Raw genomic sequence first — 19,149 nt, forward strand, 5'->3', positions numbered from 1 at the left:
TTTTTAACCGCTAAACTTACTGAAAATGCACCTAATTCCATTTTACACTCCATAGTTTGATTACAACACTAACGCTTAATATAACTGGAAAACGCGAGCGCTTTTGGGCGAAGCCCAGCGAGTGATTTTCCAGTTGATGTTTTTGTTATTGCGCCAACCTAATGAACTATCGCGGCTTGCCGCCTACCCTGTTTGCACAACAACACGATTAAAAATATTACCCGTAGACTAAACCAACCTTGATCAAAACAACAAGTAATTTTTGCATGTTAGGTTGGACAGTTTTGACTAAAAGCGCTGGAAGTTTATAAAGGTTGTTGGATTAAGAAAAGAAACGAACGATTGCCCAAAAGAGCACTAGCTAACCACAACATTTTGAACCTAAAACTTACTACCGATACTAACCAACAAGTTGTAAGGCTGAAGCGCTATAACGCCCCAAGCAGCGGAAAGGGCGAACGTTTTGGCGCAGCCAGTGAGGGGTTTTCCGATGACTTGGTTTGTTAGGCATCTATTAATAAAACTGAAATTGTTTATTGTTTTTTAAGTTTGCAACATCCCAAAGATGTTCACCCAAATTATAAAGACCGCTTAAACCTCGCGATTCCGTATTACTCCCTGGAGTCCAAAAACAAGCCTTTAAATCGTTCATACCTCGATATGTTTTTATACACCATGTCGAGCCATCCAAACCATTGGCATTATCCAATGTGTTAAATGCTAAGGCCTCTTCGTACATAGCAACAATCTTATCGAAACTATCGCCTGTTAAATCTTTAATTTCCGTGACCTCGGTCATTACGCTTTTCTTATTATTCTCGTCATAAACGATGTTTAGGGTTTTCACTCTGAGGGTTTTACTTTCTTGAGATTCACAAAGTGAAAAAGTAACTTGTCCATGAAAGGAAGTAGAGATTTCAAGTGAAAATACATTGTCGTGACAAGAGCCAACCACCCTCATAGCGAATCCGTGGGTTGCAAAGCTGGATGTGAAAGCAATGAAACCAATAAAAAGTGCGAAAATTTTCAAACTGCCTCCTAGATGCTTAACGCCCCAATATGCCGACGAAACGAGCGCAGCGAGTTGAGGTCGGAATAATTGGATTGTTATACGCGATTATCACTGAACTTGTACATTAACCGATTCACGTACTAGCTTTGAAGAAACACCTTGTAACTCCATGAACTGCTTCATTTTATCAAGTTGGTCTTTGCCAAAAGCTAAAACACCAGCCTTTTGCGAAGCAGGCATTCTTAACTCGCTAGTTACTACGTAGGCTGAAGTGCCATCAACAACCACACGTTGATCGGTAAACGTACCAAACGGCTTACCGTGCTGCGTTGCACACATGATCCTTCCAACAGATGTTTTATGCCCATTAATATTTATTTCTTGAGGGCCGTTAAACAAAACGTCTGTACAACTTTGCCTTGAAAGTGAAAACATTTGCTTTTGAAATGCTTCAGCAGATATTTTTGAACCTAATGTGAGTTTTTGTTCGGTAATCAGCCAAGTTGCTGATAATGGGTTCTCTCCTTCTGGCACCCACTCTTTAATATACTGAAGATTATCGGAGCGATCCGATACAACACTCCATTCAATATTTTTAGGTAATTCAACATTTACAGCTACAACGTTCGTACTTGGTGTGGTTGAAGCACATGAAGCAAGGAATGCAGTTCCAATTGCTATTGAAATTAATTTACGCACGATATTCTCCTTTCGCGTATAACGCTTTTTATAAACGGCGCGCGTTTTTTGCGCGTCCAGTGAAGGCCGTTTTTTGGCCGTAACGATATTTAATAAACTTGTTAGCAATACTATAACCCAACCTTCTCGGAGCAATAATCTGCGAACTTCTTGCCCGCGACATGCGCGACAGATAAAGACTCTTCTGTTGCCAGCTCTAGCTTTTTCATTGAGTCATTTTCCGTAAACTTATTAATCTCTGTAACTTGTTTCTCAGATAATGAACTAGTTTCGATTTTACCTTTATGAAAATCAACCCAAAGCTGCCCTGACGCTGTTTTTAGCCAAGTGGATATGCCTTGCATATCTTCAATAGATAAATACTTTTTGAAGAAAGGAATGTACTCTTTTAAATAAATATGGCGCTCATTTAAGGCGCAATCTAAAAGTTTAGATTTTAAATTTGATTCAACATTAAGTTCATGAATTTCTTCGTATAGGTTTACGCTCGACTGAAATATTTCAGGTGCCGTTTCAACGAATAGATAAAACTCCTTTTCATAACTCGTAACATCTTCAGCAGTAACAGGGTTATTTATAAAAAGAAAAATTAAAAGAGCTACCAACTTTAAATTCATGCCAATGCTCCCTTGTATTGCTAACGCCCCAAGCAGGGGATTTTATGAGCGTTTTTCAGCGAGTAAAATTCCCGCTGGCTTGGCTTGTTATATCGATTTTTTTTCATTTTGCTCAATTGCTTTGAAATGTTCTTCCAATTCTTTTTTATACCGAGGATCTATTGAGATAGTCTGGTTAAATACATCCTTTGCTTTAGACCAGCGTTTTAGATGGAACAATGCTATTCCCTTATACCAATATAGGCCTGAGTTTTGAGGCTCTTTTTCTATCCGCGCATCAATAATACTTAACAGCTTTTCAAAATTGCCTTCTTCTATCAGATCACCTAAGTCTTTGTGGGTTTCTTTCCGTCTAGCATCCAATTGCTGACTGAATATTTTGATAACATCTCCTGAGCTAACTTGAACCCTATAATTCAAAATTTGCATTAGCAGGATTGCTGCAAGCAAAATCACTATCACGACTAATAAGATTTCAATACTCATTGGCTATCCATATTTCGATATAACGCTTAATATAACTGGAAAATATGAGCGTTTTTGCAACGAAGTTGCAGCGAGTAGTTTTCCAGTTGATGTTTTTGTTAGCTGTCATTTGCCTTGAACTTGTGCCACGTTTTCTTTTTATAACATGCAAAACCGATACAAAGTCCGAAAAAAATTAGCGGATAATTACTTGATACAACACCCCAAAACACAATTGGTGCTGAAGCGAATACCCCAGCAACAACCTTTTGATTATTGGTGTAGTTTACAGGAACAAGCTTCCCTTTCTGAATTGCGTAATATTGCCCAACCAAAGCGAGTATAATTATCAGCAGTATGATAATTTGGGATAAGTTGAAGTATTCCATTGTTTCCTCCATGACAGCTAACGCCCCAATAAGCCGACGCAAAGAGCGCAGCGAGTTGAGGTCGGATTAATTGGTTTGTTAAGTTGCGATTTACTCAACAACCTGCACCCACTTTACGCCTGATTTTAAAACCATTTTTGATTCTACTGAGTATACTGAACCATCACCATTTTCTTTGTTAAGCAAGATAGTTAAATCCATTTGAGCCACTTCAGATATTGGCAAGTTTAATTTAGATAAAATTTCTTCGAACTTTACCACTAATGCATTTACTGCAAGTGAAAATGGTTTTATATAATCCAACTCTGTGGGGTACGGTTCTTCGTCTAGGAGCCTGATAGTTACAGCAGTTAAACCTGCCTTTTGACAAAGCTCACCTACATATGGATATAAACAACTTAAGCCACTCTGGGCGTGATGAGCGATATTATACGCTGCACCTTTTAAAGGTTTGAGCGATGCCATAATTCCCTTAGCAACTTAACGCCCCAAGCAGGGGATTTTATGAGCGTTTTTCAGCGAGTAAAATTCCCGCTGACTTGGTTTGTTAGCTGACATGTTTATCCCTTTGATATTTCAGAAATGAAGATAACAAAGCATAAGTAACACTAGAAGATGCCATGACCAGTAATGTAAAAAAGAAATAACCCACCGCATTGAGTGCATCTGGTTCACACTTGGTTTGCAATACAGAACAATAGATAAAATCTACGATGACAGTGGTTAAGATGCTCAGTGCAATAATGACAGAGTAAGCAATTAAGTCTCTTTGTTTGATTAGAGTAACTAAGGCAACAATTAAAACGACGGGAATTGCGACCATTAAAAATGGGGTCATCTGTACTCTCCTTGTTTGATTTTGGCAGCTAACGCCCCGTTAACGGGCGAGCGTTGTTTGCGAGTCCTTGCCAGCGTAGTTTGCTGGCGTTTTCGTTAAACGGCTTGTTATATTGCATTACTCACCGCCTATCAATAAATAGATAAAAAAGATCGGAACGCCTATACCAATAGCTACTGCGACAAGTGATTCCAAGACATGCAAAAATTTAAAAAGAGGGTTGGACTTTTTATAGTCATGTATCCAAGTTTCCCTATACATCTTACTGAAGATGAACATCCAAAATCCAAGCACTAAACCTATTAAATCCATCTACGTTTAAAGTCCTTATTATTGCCTCAAATCGCTCAAAAATCTTGTGCAATATAACGCTTTGAATATGGGGATTTTAGGAGCGCTTTGGCCGAAGGCCAGCGAGTAAAATTCCCAGTGAGTTTACGAACGACATAATTCATTTGTTATGTTCCAATTCTTCCTCGATTGCTCTCTGAACCTTTGGCTCTTTCAACAAATTTTCATAGCCATCAAGCATTGAATCGACTTTTTCCTGCGGGATAAATTCAGAACTTGGTTTTGAATAAAACTTCATTGCAGCTTGAAACCTAGCCATCGAAATCCGCATGATCGAGGAAATTAATTCAGTGTTATCATGTATTTCTGCAACTTCAAAACAACCTTTCAACTTTGTTTTCTCTTTGCCGTCTTCACCTTCGTATTCGCTTACTGTTGTTTCCCAAGCTGTCCAATCAATTTTCTGGTCGGGAAACTCTTTCTTTAGATTCTCGAACAGTTGTGGGGCAAACACATTTTTAAGTATAAAGCGTCCTGTATCCTTATTAATTCGACTCATTTCATAAGACAGACAAGAACCCAAAGGTGCAGGCTGTTTAGCATTTGAATAGCTACAAAGAAGAAGCAAAAAAACAATGATTACCCGCAAGCTATCTCCTTGGAACATAACGCCCGCTTAAGCGGAAAAATATAACTGGCTAAAATGTTGAACAGAGTGAAAACAGCCAGCTGTATTTTTTCCGTTTGAAGCGCTTGTTATGTAACCATTACTCAACTAAATCAACTTCATACACTGTACTTATCCGATCTGATCTATGACAGGAGTGTTGAACTCTTCGTGATAAAACAGTTGATGATTTTGTACATGTGATATTTTGAGACTTCATTCCGTATCTTTTAATATACTCTTTAACTATTTCATCAATTTTCAATTGTTGTTCTGCCGTAGCAGTTGAATAAAAAGTTCTGTATTGATCAGACCACTCCTCAGTTTCCACCTCCGTGGCTACACCAAGCCATCCCATTCCCATTAAAGTAGATTGTTGAACATATTGTCCTTTCAAAAACATAAATGCAATAGCATATTGGGAGCCTTTATAACCCCATGCTGCTGGTGTTTTTAAAAGTTCAAAAGATTTTTCATATTCACCTTTTTGATAACTTTTAATTCCGTTAATCTCGTCCAATTCAAGTGAATTAATATGCTTTGTCTGAATTCCAGTAGATTGGCAGCCAGATGTTACGACTAGAGAAAATAATACAATAAATATACTTTTAAACAACATACGACTCCGATTGATAAGTTATCCGGTTACATAACGCTTATTAACGAGCATTTCGCATTTGCCTCTGCTCGTTTTAATTGTTTTTATCGTCATTATCTTAGCTTACCAATTGATTTTATTACGTATTTTTTACTTTATTTCAGCCAAAACTGCGGCAGTTCTAAAAAACAAAAGGAGCCTGACTTTAACGAGACTTTTTTCGCTTCCTATTAAAAACCATGAGCAAAATATTTTCCATAATTAAATTAATAACTTAGCGCTTTTCTGAAAAACAAAGTGAGACCCATTAAAATTATTTAATAGGAAGGGAAAAGGGGATTTTTAAGAAAACTTCATTATACCTGTATAAATAATCAGAGGGTCGTTGGGACAAATAAAATGTCTGCTTTGTCTATAAACTAGAGGTTTTGCATGAAGTGCTCGACTGTCTCCAATTGGCACAAAGGTGCTATTTGGCAACTATCTAAATTAGATTGTTCAAAGCCGCTATATAGCTTTAACATCTTGATCAGTAGCGGCTTTTTAAAACTTTAATTAACTTTTTACAATAGCTAACACTCGTTATTTAAAAACCCAAATGCTCCGTTTATCGAATCCCTCACCTGCTCCACTTTTGTGTGAGCATAGATCAACGTGTTTTTTAACGATGTATGGCACAGCGCTTTTGACACGATACTGATATCGGCACCGGATTGCAGTTGCCACGTTGCAAAGGTTCTGCGCAGGTCATGAGGTCGAGGCCGAATATTAGGGTTTTCATGAAATAAACCTGCCAATGTTATGGCCTCTTTCCATATAGGATCTCCACCGGTTATATACCCGTATTTTGATTTATTTTTAGAAGGGAAAACAAATTCACTTTGTTGAGTTGATATGCGTCGCTTATTAAGAATATTCAGCACTAAATCGTGCAAAGGTATTTCATAGTGTTGTTTAGTTTTAGTTTGCCCTGCCGGTATCAACCATACGCCTGAAGATAAGTTAATATCTGTCCAAATCATCTGTTTTACGTTCGATAACCTTGCCCCTGTAAACAAGGCTAAACGATATATATCTGCTACATCTTGATTGTCTACTTCATTCAATGCTTTTAATAGACGTGATGCCTCGACATGCGTCAGATACCTATTGCGACTCACACCAGTCATCTTTTTTATTCGATCAAATGGGTTGATTAGAAGATTGAGTTCATCTTCGTAGTCGATTACATAGTTAAATGCTGATTTTAAAACACTAACTAGCTTGTTGTGCACCGAGTAACCTTTCGCCTGCATTTTTTTAAAGAAATCACGTGCAAATTTTTTGTTTATGTCACTCACATAACAACTACCAATTTCAGGCTTTGCATGCAAATTATAAGCGATTTCTAGGCCGTGAGTGCGCCCTGCAATTGTTGAGCGATGATCTAATTCGTTAACTTTATAAAGTTCGAAAACTTGATCGACAGTAAGATACCTCTGTGGTTGTAAGGTGTTTTCTAGTGCGGGTATTTCTACTGGTTTGGTTTGCTCTTGAAAACAATTCGTTGCCAGTATTCTTGCTAAAACCAAACTTAGGGAATCAACACTACCCAGCTTTCGCTTTACCTCTTTACCTTCCACTCGTGCACGAAAGTAATACGTTTTCGCACCAGATGGCCTTACATAAAGTTTAAGATGTTTATTACTCGCGTCGACATAAGTGACGATAGCTTTTTGAGGGTTTATTGACTCAATAAATTTATCTGTAAATATTTTTTTAATTTCGGACATGTTCCACCTTTATTCCACTGATTATTAATTAAACGAAGTGGAACGCAGTGGCTCAGAACCAACATTCACAGGTATGTTGACGTTCCTAAAACACGACAAACCAAACAAAAAAGCCTTATAAATCAATTGCTTAGTCAGGGTTGGGCCACCATTTTTACCCTACAAATCATCGAGTTACCTCAGAGCCACCGACTTATAGATTTCGGGTCTCACTACTTTTTGATTAAAAACATCAACTGCGGCAATTTTCTGCTCAGTGGCCCGCTGCGTGATTTTGATCACTGCCCATCACAGACGTATACGGCCCGAGGATTTTTGGCGCAGGGCGAGACTGTGGAGCACCGGTGGTGAGGTTTGTTGTGGATTTTGGGCGGCGGCAAATCTGTCACTTTGCGGGCGTGGGGTCGTCTGGACTGTTTACATTTTGGGTGGGGCGGCGGAAAGCTGGAATTCTGAAATTCGAATGACAGGTGGGGCCGAATTGCCGATTGTCGGAATTCTTTACAGTATTTAGCTTATAACACGTTGGTGTCACCGAAATAATGGCATCGTAGCGTATTTACCAGCTAATCATTGCCAAGCTGATAAGGCATAGCCCACATACTTTTAACCACTGCAACCTCAGTAAATAGTGACATTTAATGACATACGAAGTGGTATCGAACGCTTACAATAAAGGTTTATTGTGTCAAGCTTATTTACAATTGTTTATTTCAAAAACATAACAAATTCAGTAACTTATTGTTTTGTTACAATAAAAATATAGTGGCTTTGATTATGCAGGCAAAAAACTCAATAGGCAGTAGCCTCTTCCCCTTTTAAGATCCTTAAGCACCGTCTGTGCTGACTTTTTCCTAATATGAAGTCCTTACCTCAGGAATAAAAATCCCCAGTTTTGGGTCAGTTTTAACTCCCCATTATGGAATGCTTGCAATGAAGGTAATAAAACCAACCTGCGCATTTTCTCATTTTAAATAGGGGAAACATTAGCCAATCAGCCATTTATGACTAAGGCAGTGCATAACTACTCAAAATGATAATTAACAAAGGAATAATTAATGAAAAGTACTATTGTTAAACTAGTCGGATTTACAGCATTGTTTGCTGCCTTTACGGCAACAGCAGAGACAGTTGAAGCTGGCGTATCATCACCACTGCAATGGAGTGATGCTGAAAACATCCTTACCAATCCCAAATATGATGATTTAGGGATCGGACCTATTATTTTGGATTGTGATGCTAATGCAGGTGGCCCTTTTGAATATGCTTGCAGGACAGCTTCCGCAAGAAGCTCTAGCGGTACATCTGTAAAAACGGCGATGACCTTAGTGGGAAGCGATGCATTTAATGCTTACATTCAAACGACAAAAATTTCAGCCAATTTTGACTTTGGCGGCTCTGATGGTTTTGGAAGAACAATACAGGCAAGCGTTTCTGGATTAATAAAGTCTTCAGGAACAATAGCTGCCGATATAAAGGCACTAGAAGGTTGGGTTGACTTTGGTGTGAAAGTAGAAATATACAAGATACCTGGAGATGGAACGATTAACCCAACATTAATCGCAGGGGCAGATGTCATATCAGAAAGCTGCGCCGGTGTTTTAGCTCAAGTAGGATTCATAGAACCTTGCCGCACTGTTTTCTCCAACGATATTCCGGTATCTATCCCTGTACTACTTACTGAAGGATCACAATATGAAATAGTAGTTACGTCTAGCTGTAGCGTTCAAGGACCAGGAGTAGGCTGTTACGGCCCTGTGTTTACTGACTTTTCTAAAGGCCTTGAGACTGAGCTAATAAACTTTATAGTTAGCGTATCTACAGACGAGGTTATTTCTGATTTAACACGAGCCAGTCAAATTAGTGCAGATGAACTGTTGGAAACAGTTAACGCGTTAAAAACCAGTGTGGCTGATAACAAAAGTCTTATCACTGAGTTACAAGCTAGCGTGACTGATAACAAAAGTCTCATTACTGAGTTACAAGCTAGCGTGGCTAATAACAATAGTCTCATCATTGAGTTACAAGCTAGCGTTAGCGCATTACTGAATAGAGTAGATAATAACCAAGCGACCAATCAAGCCAACTTTGATGAATTGATGCGTCTAGTGAAGTTACCACTGGGACAACGCAAAAAATAGGACGAATAACCGCTAAAAAAGCTTAGACTAAATGCTCAATTGCGACTAATGAGTTAAGCAAAAACAGTACTTGGCATACCCGCCCTCGCGGGTTTTTTATTGGGGATCGTGGCTTAGAAACCCATTTTTAAAAAATAGCAAAATAGGCGTTATGTTCTAAACTTTAGTTTACTCAAACAAGCACGGATGGTCTGTTATGTCTCGGTCACTTAAAAGTCAAATCCGTCTAATCGATACTCCTTAGTATCATTGTTTTTCACGCTGTGTTCGTTGATCTTTTCTATGCGACTCTCTGGGTATCTTATATAAATAAGCACAATCGTTGCTTATCGTAAACCTTAGAGGAACTTCTCATGACAAACTCCAATAAAGCAAAATCGACATCCTAAAAATCTCGACCTGCGGCAAAGTATCTGCACCCAGTGCCCCCACCCTGACCTACAACATCGGCTACGATACCGCCGCCAAAACCTTACTTGTGCGTATAACCGACAATGACACCGGTGGTCTGTTCTCAAGCGAATGGATAGCCCTGACCGACGTGCTGAGTGCCATAGAAAAACGCCCCAGCCCCGACACAAGCTTCAACGCAAAGATATTCACCTCGCTGTATAAATCCCAAAGTGCCAACAACGCCGGATTTCTGTCCGCAGCCCTGAAAGCGGAAAACATACTCGTACCGTTCAAAGACTCTAAACGCTTACATAATATTGGCGACGTTGAGGCTTTTACTGACAGTATGCAGCCACTCATAAAGGACAAGGTCAGTCTACCCGATGTGGTGGCCGAGCGTGATGCAATCAAAGCAAAAGTGCGTGCCGAAAACGAGCTGAAACTCAAAGCCACCCGCGCCAAATCCCTCTCTAAGTAGTCCGCCCATAACCCCGCTAAAAGGCCCTTTCACATCACGGAAAAGGTCCCTTTAGCGATATGCAAAATCAGGAGTTAAATATGTCCATAAAATACACATAAGACGCACAGGGCGCGTGGAATTTTGGCACATGGCGAGACTGTGGAGCAACAGCGGCGGGGTTCGCGGTGGATCTAGGTTCGATGCAAAACTATCACGTTTCGGCGGTGCTAGTCGGCTGGACTATTTTCATTTTGGGCGATGAAGCGGAAGGTTGAGAAACTGGAATTCTGAAATCCGAATGACAGGTGGGGCCGATCTAAAGACGTTCAGCCCCCAGTTCTTTGAAGTATTGAATGTCTAGCTGTGTTCAAAAAGATAGCTAGTTACCTGAATACAAAAAAGCAATATTCAAAACTGGTTTGCACATCAGTGGCAGGAGCTTGTTTTGAATTAGATAAAAACAGTTGAGTAATAGACGACAAATAGCAAAGTTTCACTGCTTCAAGAATCTAAAAGAGCGGAATACATGAGGCATCGTATATTTACATTTTATAAAAAATGACGTTTTATTTTACCTATACTCATAGCAGCCATACCGTTTAACTTTTATTAAATGATGCGCTCAAACGAAGTTATGCCAAGGTCGTTGAGCGCCATTTAATTTCTGCTATATTTGCGTTCTTAGCAACCGCCGATAGTCGCAGTAATCGGAGTGCCATCGCCTGTTGGTGGGGTATAAGTATAGGTAGCATCGCTAAAACTGAATGTTAAATTTTCGGTCAAACGATCTTCACCGCCTGAACCACCGGTCGATAAGCTTGTAATTCTTACATTGTTGAAATCAATTACGATGTACTCTATAGGTTGAGTGGTTATGCTTATGGTACTAACGGCCAATTGAGCGCTCGCATAAACTTTGCCATTCAGCTGTCCCATCAACAATACGGGTGAGGCTGAATCAACGTATTTAGTGATCGATACATCTTGAATATTGCACGAGGTTCCCTTTCCCTTTGCTACTGAAGATGATCCCCACGACCATGCAAGTATATCAATATCACCTTCATGTTTGGCGACCTGACTGTCGCCATCTACGCCATCAACCGTAAGAAACTGATCGACTGCGGCGGCAGAAGTAAAAGAAAAAGTACTCATTAGTATGAGGGTTATGCAGCTTGCGAAACTTGAAATTAATTTTTTCATTTGATGTCCTATTAGAAAAATTAGTAAGTTTTGTGTTTTTTGAAAATCACTCTTAACTTTGTTAGTCAAAAAACAGAGTTAAGCGAGAGCCCAAGATATGCATCAGCATTTAAGTATGTATACCAAATTCAGTCTATGAAGCTTATTTACAATGGTCAAGTTAATGAAAAGAATAAAGCACTTATATGATTATTCTATTTTACGATGTTCAGGACTATTTAACGGACCCATGACCGACGGCACAGAGACACGAAATTTTACAGCCGTACGCCGCTCCAGTGCAATCTCGGTGATTTTTGCGAAACAGCGCCCCCCCCTCAAATGCAGCTGTCACAGAGGCTAGTCTATAGCGTTAATTTGTCTTATGCTCATTCGATGACCACTGTTTTTACCGGGGTACCATCTCCCTAATAGACTAAGTTGCCAGTGCCCAGTTAGGTGTCAAACAAAAAGACCCAGGCAGCCTGTGCTGCTTGGGTCGGTTAATGGGCCGAGGTCAGTCCAATGTCGGAACTAAATGGGTTTAGTTCATCGCGCCGCGCAAGAAGTAATCGCGCCTGCCTGTTTACCAGTGATGAATCCGGCCTTCTTGGCCGCTTTTGTCACCTTTGTCATACAGCTCACGAAGTTTCCGTGGTTTTGCGCCCCTGCCTCGCAGGCTTCGACTTGGACCGGCAGCATGTCGCCATTAGGTAAAACGCTTGGGACACCCGTGTCGCAACCGGCAATCTTTAGCGTCTCGATCTTCCAGCCAACGTCCTGCATCAACGAGGGCGTCAGGTCGAGATTGGTGGCGCTGCGCAGATCCGAGTTGATGAACGGCTCCATCAGCAGGTTAGGTGATGCCACCGTATCGAAGTGCGAGATTGAGGACCCAAGCGCAACCTGCGTCGGAGCGTAAAGGCGCACGAAGCCCTGGTTGGTGCCAGCCTGGCGCGTTGGATCGGTGAAGAACTCCACCGACACACCGGGCGACGCTGCCTTGATCGCGTTACCATCGTTCAGCGAGACGCTGATCGTCGGCACCGTGACCGCTGGATCACTTCCGCCCAGGCCGATCGCTCCCGTGGTCTGGTTATTGGCGATAATCACACCGGACGCACCCGCTGCCTGCGCATTGGCCGCCTTGACGGTGAACGCGCAGGCACCGCGGTCTAGCATGACCACGTTACCGGCCACTTCGTCGAGGTTGCTCAGCGCCTCGCAGCCATCACCACTGGCACCGACACCGTCCTGACCAATCGCGATCGAACCGCCAAAGTTGTCGGCTGTTGCTGGGGCTCCAAACGATGCCGTGCCGAAGACAAGCTCCTGATTGAGCGATCCCGTGACGCGGATGCCCTGATAGGCACCCAACACCAGTGGTGCGTTCGCGGTGACCTCGGGACCCGTCCACACGACGTTGCCGTTGTTGACCGCGGAGAGTCGGACCAACAACTGGCTTATGCTGACGTCACCAAAGTCGAAGTTCCACGGGTAGCCATAGGACAAGTCATATGTGTTGGCCATGTAGACGTCTGGCAGGTTGGCAGGCGTCGCGCCTGTCACCTCGTTGGCGAAGTTCTGGAAGCCCAAGCCATGCGACACTTCGTGCATGAAGGTGTCCAGAAAATCGGTCTGCCCAGCGGGCGCATTGTTGTCCAAGCCGTAGTACCATCCAGGACCCGCGATGCAGTCGTCCTTGCCGACATCGCCGTTGAAGTTCGCGACGATGTCGTCATTAGACGGATCCAGATCAAAACCAGCTATCGAGTTGGCCAGCGCCGCCCCATACCAATGCCCCTCAAGCGGGGCGTCGGGGAAGTCCGCGAAGATCTGAAGCGCACCGGCTTGCGCCAGCGTGCCGCCGGTGGTCGTGCAATTCAGGCGTGCAAACGAGCCCCGCACGACGATGGTGGCGTCACTCGCAAGGGTATTACCCCAGAGATCGAGTGCTCTTCGGTATGCGATCAAACGCTGCTCGCCGACCGTTGTGCCCATGTTCCCGCCGACCGGCGTCGCCGGAGTTGGATCGTTGAAGCCGATGCCAGGGACATCGACGTTGTTGAGGACTAAGTTCGCACCGAAAGCTGGCATCACCATCACCGTCGCGGCAACGGCTGCCGCAATAATTTTTTTATTCATGTTCTGGTTACTCCTTTGGCAGTTCAGCTTGAGCACGATATTTAGGATTGCTGTGAGTCACGACGAGGTTGCCGTCAGCATCCCGGTGCGCCTCTAACGAAATGAGGTATTCCGGGCCGAGCACTGCGGACTTCATGCCGCTGTTATAGGTGCGCACTTCAACCTGCTGCGGTTCAGCCGAAGGTTCAGACTCCCCGCGTGCCTTGCGGGCAGCTTTCTCTGCATTGAGCATATCCTTCAGTTCCTGATTGTTTGGAGCTCGCAGTTGGCCTGTCTGCTTATCGCGTATGACGCGCAAAGCCTCGGTTGCAGCGGTAGGCTCTGCGGCAGGCGCACTCGGTGCTACCAACGTTGCAGCCAATGTCGCTACAGCAAAAATGTATATCATCTTCATCGTTTTTCTCTCCGTTTGATGTTTGTGAAGTAAAAATGTCCTGAGTTTCTATTCAATTCTGACCCTGGTTTTAGTTGGCTAACATTTCTACGTTTTTGAGTGTAGTTTATAAATTTCCATTTGGAATATAATGCAAATAAATATTTGCGGCGTTGTCGGACTGGTGTGATCCTAAAACGACAGCACGAATTGAGGCCTTCTCTGAATTAATACTAAATACCTCTGTAACACTCCCATTTATTGATCAAAATTCAAGATTACCAACTATGTTGAAATCAAAAAAAGAGGAAGTTTTTAAAAACAGACATACAAAAAAAAGATTTTTGCACGCTGCTGAGTATGAAAAGCTGCGTGAGCAAAAAAATGTAATGGCTCGATTGTGTTACCTTTACTGGGATCGTTCGAGATTTTAATGATTGCGCTGAAGTGCTAACAATTAAAATCGAGCACTATCCTAGAATGACTGAAAAATCCTTAGAAGAAATCTGCCAACAGGCTAGAGCGCATTGGTCATTAGGACAAATAAGAGTTATACATCGCGTCGGGAAAATAATGGCCTGTTAATTTATTATGGATTATTTAAAAACAAAGGCTCCATTGTGAAAAAAATAAGTGAAAATAAAAGTGAATTGGCCCAAGCTATACTAGCCAATTTAACTAATTTAAGTTTAGGGTTCGACTAAGCCTGACAGTCGTCTGCACGGCAATACAGAATTCCAGCTTTTCAGTTTGACGCCGACCCACCCCACTTAAAATCTCGCTTTTAAAATTTCATTTCGGAAAAAATTCGGTATAGCTCCGGTTATGCAACCAAGGGGGTTTGGTGCTGAAAAAAAGTTTTATTTTTTTATAGGCTTAGTCGCAAAATGAAGGACTCTCTCCTTGCCTCATAATCGGCAGCTCCCTGTTCAAGTCAGGGTTGTGTCACCATTTTTACACTAAAAATCAACTAGATACCTCATATCCACCGAATTATAGATTTCGAGTCTCATTACTTTTTCACTAAAATAATTCAACTGCGACAGTCTGGACTATTTTCATTTTGGGCGATGAAGCGGAAGGTTGAGAAACTGGGATGCTGAAATCAGAATGACAAGTGGGGGCGGTCTGCGGTCGACTACTTTCGCGGCTATTACTTGCTTACTGCAAAAGTGGTCATTGGCTGTTGAAAGTTTTGCGGTAAGTATGTCCTATTGACAGAACTTAATGATAACTAGTTGGACACGCAGTTCATGACGTGAACCGACCCTTGAAAGTTAACTGGCACGCAAGAATATTGCACTAACAAAAGTTTTACACGGTTTTCTAATGCCTACATTGACGCCTTGCTTAGTTTAATCGTCAACTAGGTGCGTTTATTGCTTACTCGTTTAAATAGACATAATCCACGCTTAAGTTTGTTTACTGGTCTTTATATTATTGACAACCGATAAAGTATTACTACACGACATCTTAGTGACTAAGAAAGAACAAAGTTCAACATACCAAACATAACTAAAGCCCAAACTGGGCTTAGAATCCAAATAGGAATTAAAATGAATAAAACGACTCTAGCCCTTATTTTTTCAGCAGTGTTAGTACAAGGCTGTGGCGGTGATTCCGACAACACAGCGCTAAATGCGCCTAGTTTTAGTTTATCAGTGAGCGATGCGCCGGTTGAAAACGCGGTCACCGTAGTGGCATGCTTCAGTCAAATAGAGCTTAAATCATCAGACAGCGCTAATAATAAAACGTTTCTTATAGGCGACACTTTAGGCACGGCAACCGCAAACGATCTATGTACCGACAGCAATGGTGCCATTGTTGCAAATACTCGAGGCATTGACCTCTTATCTTTTACTGGTGCTGATAGCACCGCGCTATTAAACAACATTGAGATAAATCCGGGCAACTACAATCAAATAAGATTAGTGATGAGTCCACTATCCTATGCCACCGTAGATTTAGATAAGAACGGTATTGAAGATGACAACGACCAGGATGGACGGGCCGATCGGATCCCTATTAGAGTGCCGTCAAACGAATTAAAATTAGATGGCTTTACCGCAACTTTAGGCGGTATAACGGATCTCACCGTTGAGTTCGACTTACGCAAAGGAATGACAAATCCTGTTGGTCAGGATGGTTATATTCTTAAACCCCGTGGTGTACGAATCGTCGATAACACAACGTCAGGGCACATTGAGGGTACGGTGAGCGAAGCACTTTTAATGAATAATATGTGTGATGTGATGCCCGAGGATTTAAGCGAGACGGTTGCCAGTATATACATATATCCAGGGATTGATTTAGTCCCCACTAATTTAGCTGACAATGGTGGTGCAGAAAGCATCGAATCCTTAACTAGTGCGCCTGTTCTTTTTGATGGCGCAATAACCTATAGCTTCGAGATAGGCTTTATACGCTCTGGTGATTATACCCTGGCGCTTACTTGCTCATCAGACACAGATCCAGAAGGTGATGATGATATTGAGTTCATAGCCATAATTGAAGCAAACGTTGGTGAAGACGGTGCAACGACTGAAGTTAGCTTTATTGTCCCAGAGTAAGAGGGTCTAAAAAGCAGCATGATGGTTTATTTAAATTAAAATTTTATGCTAAAGCTATTGTCTCTTTTGAGGTACATCTTTTTCAATATTGATATATGCGCTTAAAATCTAGTTAAAGAGCGTAAAGGAACAAAAATAATCCTTCGGTACTTGAGTCGCATCAGAATATGTTGCTTTTTTGTAACACATTCTAGTGCGACCACAAGACTGATTGCACGACAAATAGCCATCAAAGGTTAATTCCCCTCGTTGTCTTAAATTTACAGAAAACATTCTTACTGCGAAAACATCAGCAAGTTAAGTTTGTTTGAGAGCATCAAGTTCTTGTTGTCTTTTTATATATTATTTTGCACTCAGCTATGACTGCTTATTCCACAGATCAGCCCGACAGCTGACATTCCCTGCCTAACGAAATTTAGTGGCGGTTTATGCCACTGACTAACCTTAAATTATCCTCAGCTAACCTCGTGACTTGAAACTTTACGGCTAACTTTTGTTCCTCGTTCACAGAATTTCAGCTTTTCAGTTTTATGCCGACCTACCCTACCCACCGACACAAGTACTTTAAAATTTAAGTTCGGGGTTGCGGGAAGATCATACCTTTTGGCAGTAGGCTCGGCTGGACTATTTTCATTTTGGGCGACGATGTTGGATTGTATGAGACATTAATCCAACGTTGCATTGAAGAAGTGGTGGACTTAGTGGTTAGTGCAAGCCAAATTTTACGTCAATTCAAGTTGTTAATCGCGGATCAATATTTGATGCAAATAATATCCAAAACTGGTAAAAATTGGACTGCAAATTAACACCTACGATACCGAGAAGTAATTTTTTTTCTAAACTATGAACGGTATGACGCACCACGATTTTTGCTATTGCATTATTTGCTTCATCATCTTGTCGAGCCCCATAGATTCCATCATTTTTCTTTGTTCCGGGGTCATTTTTTCAAATGCTTCTTTAACTTCTGGCGGCATTTCAAATTTTACATCGCTTCCGTCTTGCATTTTCATGGGATCAACAAAATTATAATCTTTCGGAAATTTTCCACCCGAAATGTAAGCAGCCATTGAATCAGTCAGTGTTAATACTGTCACATCAGCAACTTGATTAGCCGTTATGCTTGGTAATAAAATTGGCGGTGACATTGGTGAGCTGGGGCCACTGGTTAATGAGAAGCGGGAATCATTCAATGGAAAACCAAGATTAATCATATCGCTCATACTGCGAGCAAAGCCGGCAATAGCAGTATTCATGAGGCTTTGATTATCATTTTCTGTACCGCTGGCAAATTTATCAAAAAATTCTTTGATTATGGAATAGCCGGGAATATCTTTAGATAACCAGGCAACCCCCGAAGTACGGCTTGAAATATCCGAATTTTTTGATCCGCCTCCTGGGTTTGTAAAAATATTACCTAGACTTAAGGGGCCCGCCATCGTTACCGAGAATGAATAGTTGTATTCTGAGGTATTCACTCCCAACATTTCATCGGAATTGCCCGTCGAAGAAGACTTGAAACCTGAATATTCAGCAGAAAGCATATTTAGTTCCCCTATATTCGTTAGGTTAGTCAATTCCGTCACCTCTTTTTTGGCGTGGTCTGCAAAGGCCATATAAGCCGTATTGCCATCATTGCTCAATTTCCACACCATTGAATGTTCGGGCGTATTCATGCGCATTGCTTGCTTTGTAAAATAAATAACATAAGGAACTGCTTTATTAGGAGTCGATAGTTGCTTGACTATTTGATCATGTTTTTTGAAAAACCAACCACTTTCTTCCGCCTCTTCAAGGGGGTAATCTTCTTCAGTAGGGAATAATATTTCATAAAATTCTTCAACCGCTTCCTGGCCAAAAATTTCTACGCTGACATACTCAGCGTATCTCAGAGCATCAGCTGCATCGCCGGCTAATCCTGCGGCTTCCTGTTCACTCATTTTTGAGCTGTCTACATCTAATTGATAGCCTTGGACCATAACAAACTCATCAGCCGCACTAGCAAAATTGGTAAAGCTCAACAAGCTACTTATAAAAAATATTTTGATTATTTGGTTGGTCATACAGTTTCTCCCTTTGGAAAACACAACTAATAATATTTAAATCATTGATGTAAATAACATCTAAAACTGACCCGCCTTAGGGTGTAAATTAACAACCATTGCAATAATCGAAAGTTTAGTTCAAAAATAGTAAGAATCAATTTGAGTTAGACCGGACATCTACTAGATGGTAAAAAATCTGATAAGTTGGTAGTCATGACCACGTTAACATAAGTATAAAAAAGGAATTATAAGCTTGTCATTGTGCCCTCATAATCGGCAGCCCCTTGTTCAAGCTAGGGCTGATTCACCATTTTTACCAAACAATAATAGTTTAAAAAATCTTCCTTGTGGGTGAAACTTTAGGTTTACATTAGCCAGTATAAATTCCTGCGCGCCAAAAGCAAAAAAGGCCGCTAGCGCAGGTTTAACCCAGGAATGTGCTATTAATTAATTCCCAAACCATCAATAAATTCAATCTTGGACTTAAAAGCC

General features: G+C 41.4%; 17 protein-coding genes and 1 pseudogene. 4 read left to right on the top strand and 14 right to left on the bottom strand.

What is annotated here, in order from left to right; all coding sequences use genetic code 11:
* Nucleotides 1-514 precede the first annotated feature (514 nt).
* From ABKW31_RS18925 to ABKW31_RS18970, 10 genes are all read right to left on the bottom strand, one after another.
* Entirely contained in the window at nucleotides 515-1,030 is a 516-nt protein-coding gene (locus ABKW31_RS18925) for a hypothetical protein (RefSeq protein ID WP_348618153.1), read from the bottom strand.
* 90 nt (nucleotides 1,031-1,120) lie between these two features.
* The gene (locus ABKW31_RS18930) at nucleotides 1,121-1,711 is read right to left on the bottom strand and encodes a hypothetical protein (protein WP_348618154.1); all 591 of its coding nucleotides are present in this window, start codon (nucleotides 1,709-1,711) and stop codon (nucleotides 1,121-1,123) included.
* A gap of 110 nt (nucleotides 1,712-1,821) precedes the next feature.
* Nucleotides 1,822-2,328 (bottom strand): hypothetical protein, encoded by a 507-nt coding sequence (locus ABKW31_RS18935; protein WP_348618155.1) that lies wholly within the window; start codon nucleotides 2,326-2,328, stop codon nucleotides 1,822-1,824.
* 87 nt (nucleotides 2,329-2,415) lie between these two features.
* The gene (locus ABKW31_RS18940) at nucleotides 2,416-2,814 is read right to left on the bottom strand and encodes a hypothetical protein (RefSeq protein WP_348618156.1); all 399 of its coding nucleotides are present in this window, start codon (nucleotides 2,812-2,814) and stop codon (nucleotides 2,416-2,418) included.
* A gap of 98 nt (nucleotides 2,815-2,912) precedes the next feature.
* Nucleotides 2,913-3,182: a hypothetical protein gene (locus tag ABKW31_RS18945; RefSeq protein ID WP_348618157.1), complete on the bottom strand. Its 270-nt coding sequence runs from the start codon at nucleotides 3,180-3,182 to the stop codon at nucleotides 2,913-2,915.
* A 90-nt stretch (nucleotides 3,183-3,272) separates the two neighbouring features.
* Nucleotides 3,273-3,647 carry a hypothetical protein gene (locus tag ABKW31_RS18950; protein WP_348618158.1) on the bottom strand — a complete coding sequence of 125 codons (375 nt, stop codon included), beginning with the start codon at nucleotides 3,645-3,647 and terminating at the stop codon, nucleotides 3,273-3,275.
* Nucleotides 3,648-3,729: 82 nt separating this feature from the next.
* The gene (locus ABKW31_RS18955; protein WP_348618159.1) at nucleotides 3,730-4,020 is read right to left on the bottom strand and encodes a hypothetical protein; all 291 of its coding nucleotides are present in this window, start codon (nucleotides 4,018-4,020) and stop codon (nucleotides 3,730-3,732) included.
* Between the two features lie 451 nt (nucleotides 4,021-4,471).
* The gene (locus tag ABKW31_RS18960) at nucleotides 4,472-4,978 is read right to left on the bottom strand and encodes a hypothetical protein (protein ID WP_348618160.1); all 507 of its coding nucleotides are present in this window, start codon (nucleotides 4,976-4,978) and stop codon (nucleotides 4,472-4,474) included.
* Nucleotides 4,979-5,078: 100 nt separating this feature from the next.
* Nucleotides 5,079-5,597 carry a sel1 repeat family protein gene (locus tag ABKW31_RS18965; protein WP_348618161.1) on the bottom strand — a complete coding sequence of 173 codons (519 nt, stop codon included), beginning with the start codon at nucleotides 5,595-5,597 and terminating at the stop codon, nucleotides 5,079-5,081.
* A gap of 551 nt (nucleotides 5,598-6,148) precedes the next feature.
* The gene (locus tag ABKW31_RS18970) at nucleotides 6,149-7,348 is read right to left on the bottom strand and encodes a tyrosine-type recombinase/integrase (RefSeq protein ID WP_348618162.1); all 1,200 of its coding nucleotides are present in this window, start codon (nucleotides 7,346-7,348) and stop codon (nucleotides 6,149-6,151) included.
* 1,058 nt (nucleotides 7,349-8,406) lie between these two features.
* Between ABKW31_RS18970 and ABKW31_RS18975 the strand changes: the two genes are divergently transcribed.
* Complete coding sequence (locus ABKW31_RS18975) at nucleotides 8,407-9,489, top strand: hypothetical protein (RefSeq protein ID WP_348618163.1); 1,083 nt, start codon at nucleotides 8,407-8,409, stop codon at nucleotides 9,487-9,489.
* 478 nt (nucleotides 9,490-9,967) lie between these two features.
* Nucleotides 9,968-10,360: a hypothetical protein gene (locus tag ABKW31_RS18980; protein WP_348618164.1), complete on the top strand. Its 393-nt coding sequence runs from the start codon at nucleotides 9,968-9,970 to the stop codon at nucleotides 10,358-10,360.
* A gap of 663 nt (nucleotides 10,361-11,023) precedes the next feature.
* Here the strand turns inward: ABKW31_RS18980 and ABKW31_RS18985 are convergent.
* From ABKW31_RS18985 to ABKW31_RS18995, 3 genes are all read right to left on the bottom strand, one after another.
* On the bottom strand, nucleotides 11,024-11,545 hold the full coding sequence (locus tag ABKW31_RS18985; protein ID WP_348618165.1) for a type VI secretion system tube protein Hcp: 522 nt from the start codon (nucleotides 11,543-11,545) through the stop codon (nucleotides 11,024-11,026).
* Between the two features lie 528 nt (nucleotides 11,546-12,073).
* A complete protein-coding gene (locus ABKW31_RS18990) occupies nucleotides 12,074-13,669 on the bottom strand; it encodes a PA domain-containing protein (RefSeq protein WP_348618166.1) in 1,596 nt (531 codons plus the stop codon).
* A gap of 7 nt (nucleotides 13,670-13,676) precedes the next feature.
* Complete coding sequence (locus tag ABKW31_RS18995; RefSeq protein WP_348618167.1) at nucleotides 13,677-14,063, bottom strand: hypothetical protein; 387 nt, start codon at nucleotides 14,061-14,063, stop codon at nucleotides 13,677-13,679.
* Nucleotides 14,064-14,456: 393 nt separating this feature from the next.
* On the opposite strand from ABKW31_RS18995, the pseudogene ABKW31_RS19000 reads away from it, so the two are divergent.
* Together ABKW31_RS19000 and ABKW31_RS19005 are read left to right on the top strand one after the other, a co-directional pair.
* Nucleotides 14,457-14,627 (top strand): annotated as a pseudogene (locus ABKW31_RS19000) (molybdenum cofactor biosynthesis protein MoaE); the annotation flags it as partial.
* Between the two features lie 971 nt (nucleotides 14,628-15,598).
* Nucleotides 15,599-16,612: a DUF4382 domain-containing protein gene (locus ABKW31_RS19005; RefSeq protein ID WP_348618168.1), complete on the top strand. Its 1,014-nt coding sequence runs from the start codon at nucleotides 15,599-15,601 to the stop codon at nucleotides 16,610-16,612.
* An 872-nt stretch (nucleotides 16,613-17,484) separates the two neighbouring features.
* Here the strand turns inward: ABKW31_RS19005 and ABKW31_RS19010 are convergent.
* Nucleotides 17,485-18,675: a hypothetical protein gene (locus tag ABKW31_RS19010; RefSeq protein WP_348618169.1), complete on the bottom strand. Its 1,191-nt coding sequence runs from the start codon at nucleotides 18,673-18,675 to the stop codon at nucleotides 17,485-17,487.
* Nucleotides 18,676-19,149: the final 474 nt, after the last annotated feature.

The sequence above is a fragment of the Paraglaciecola sp. 25GB23A genome, from assembly GCF_040012495.1.
Classification (GTDB): Bacteria; Pseudomonadota; Gammaproteobacteria; order Enterobacterales; family Alteromonadaceae; genus Paraglaciecola.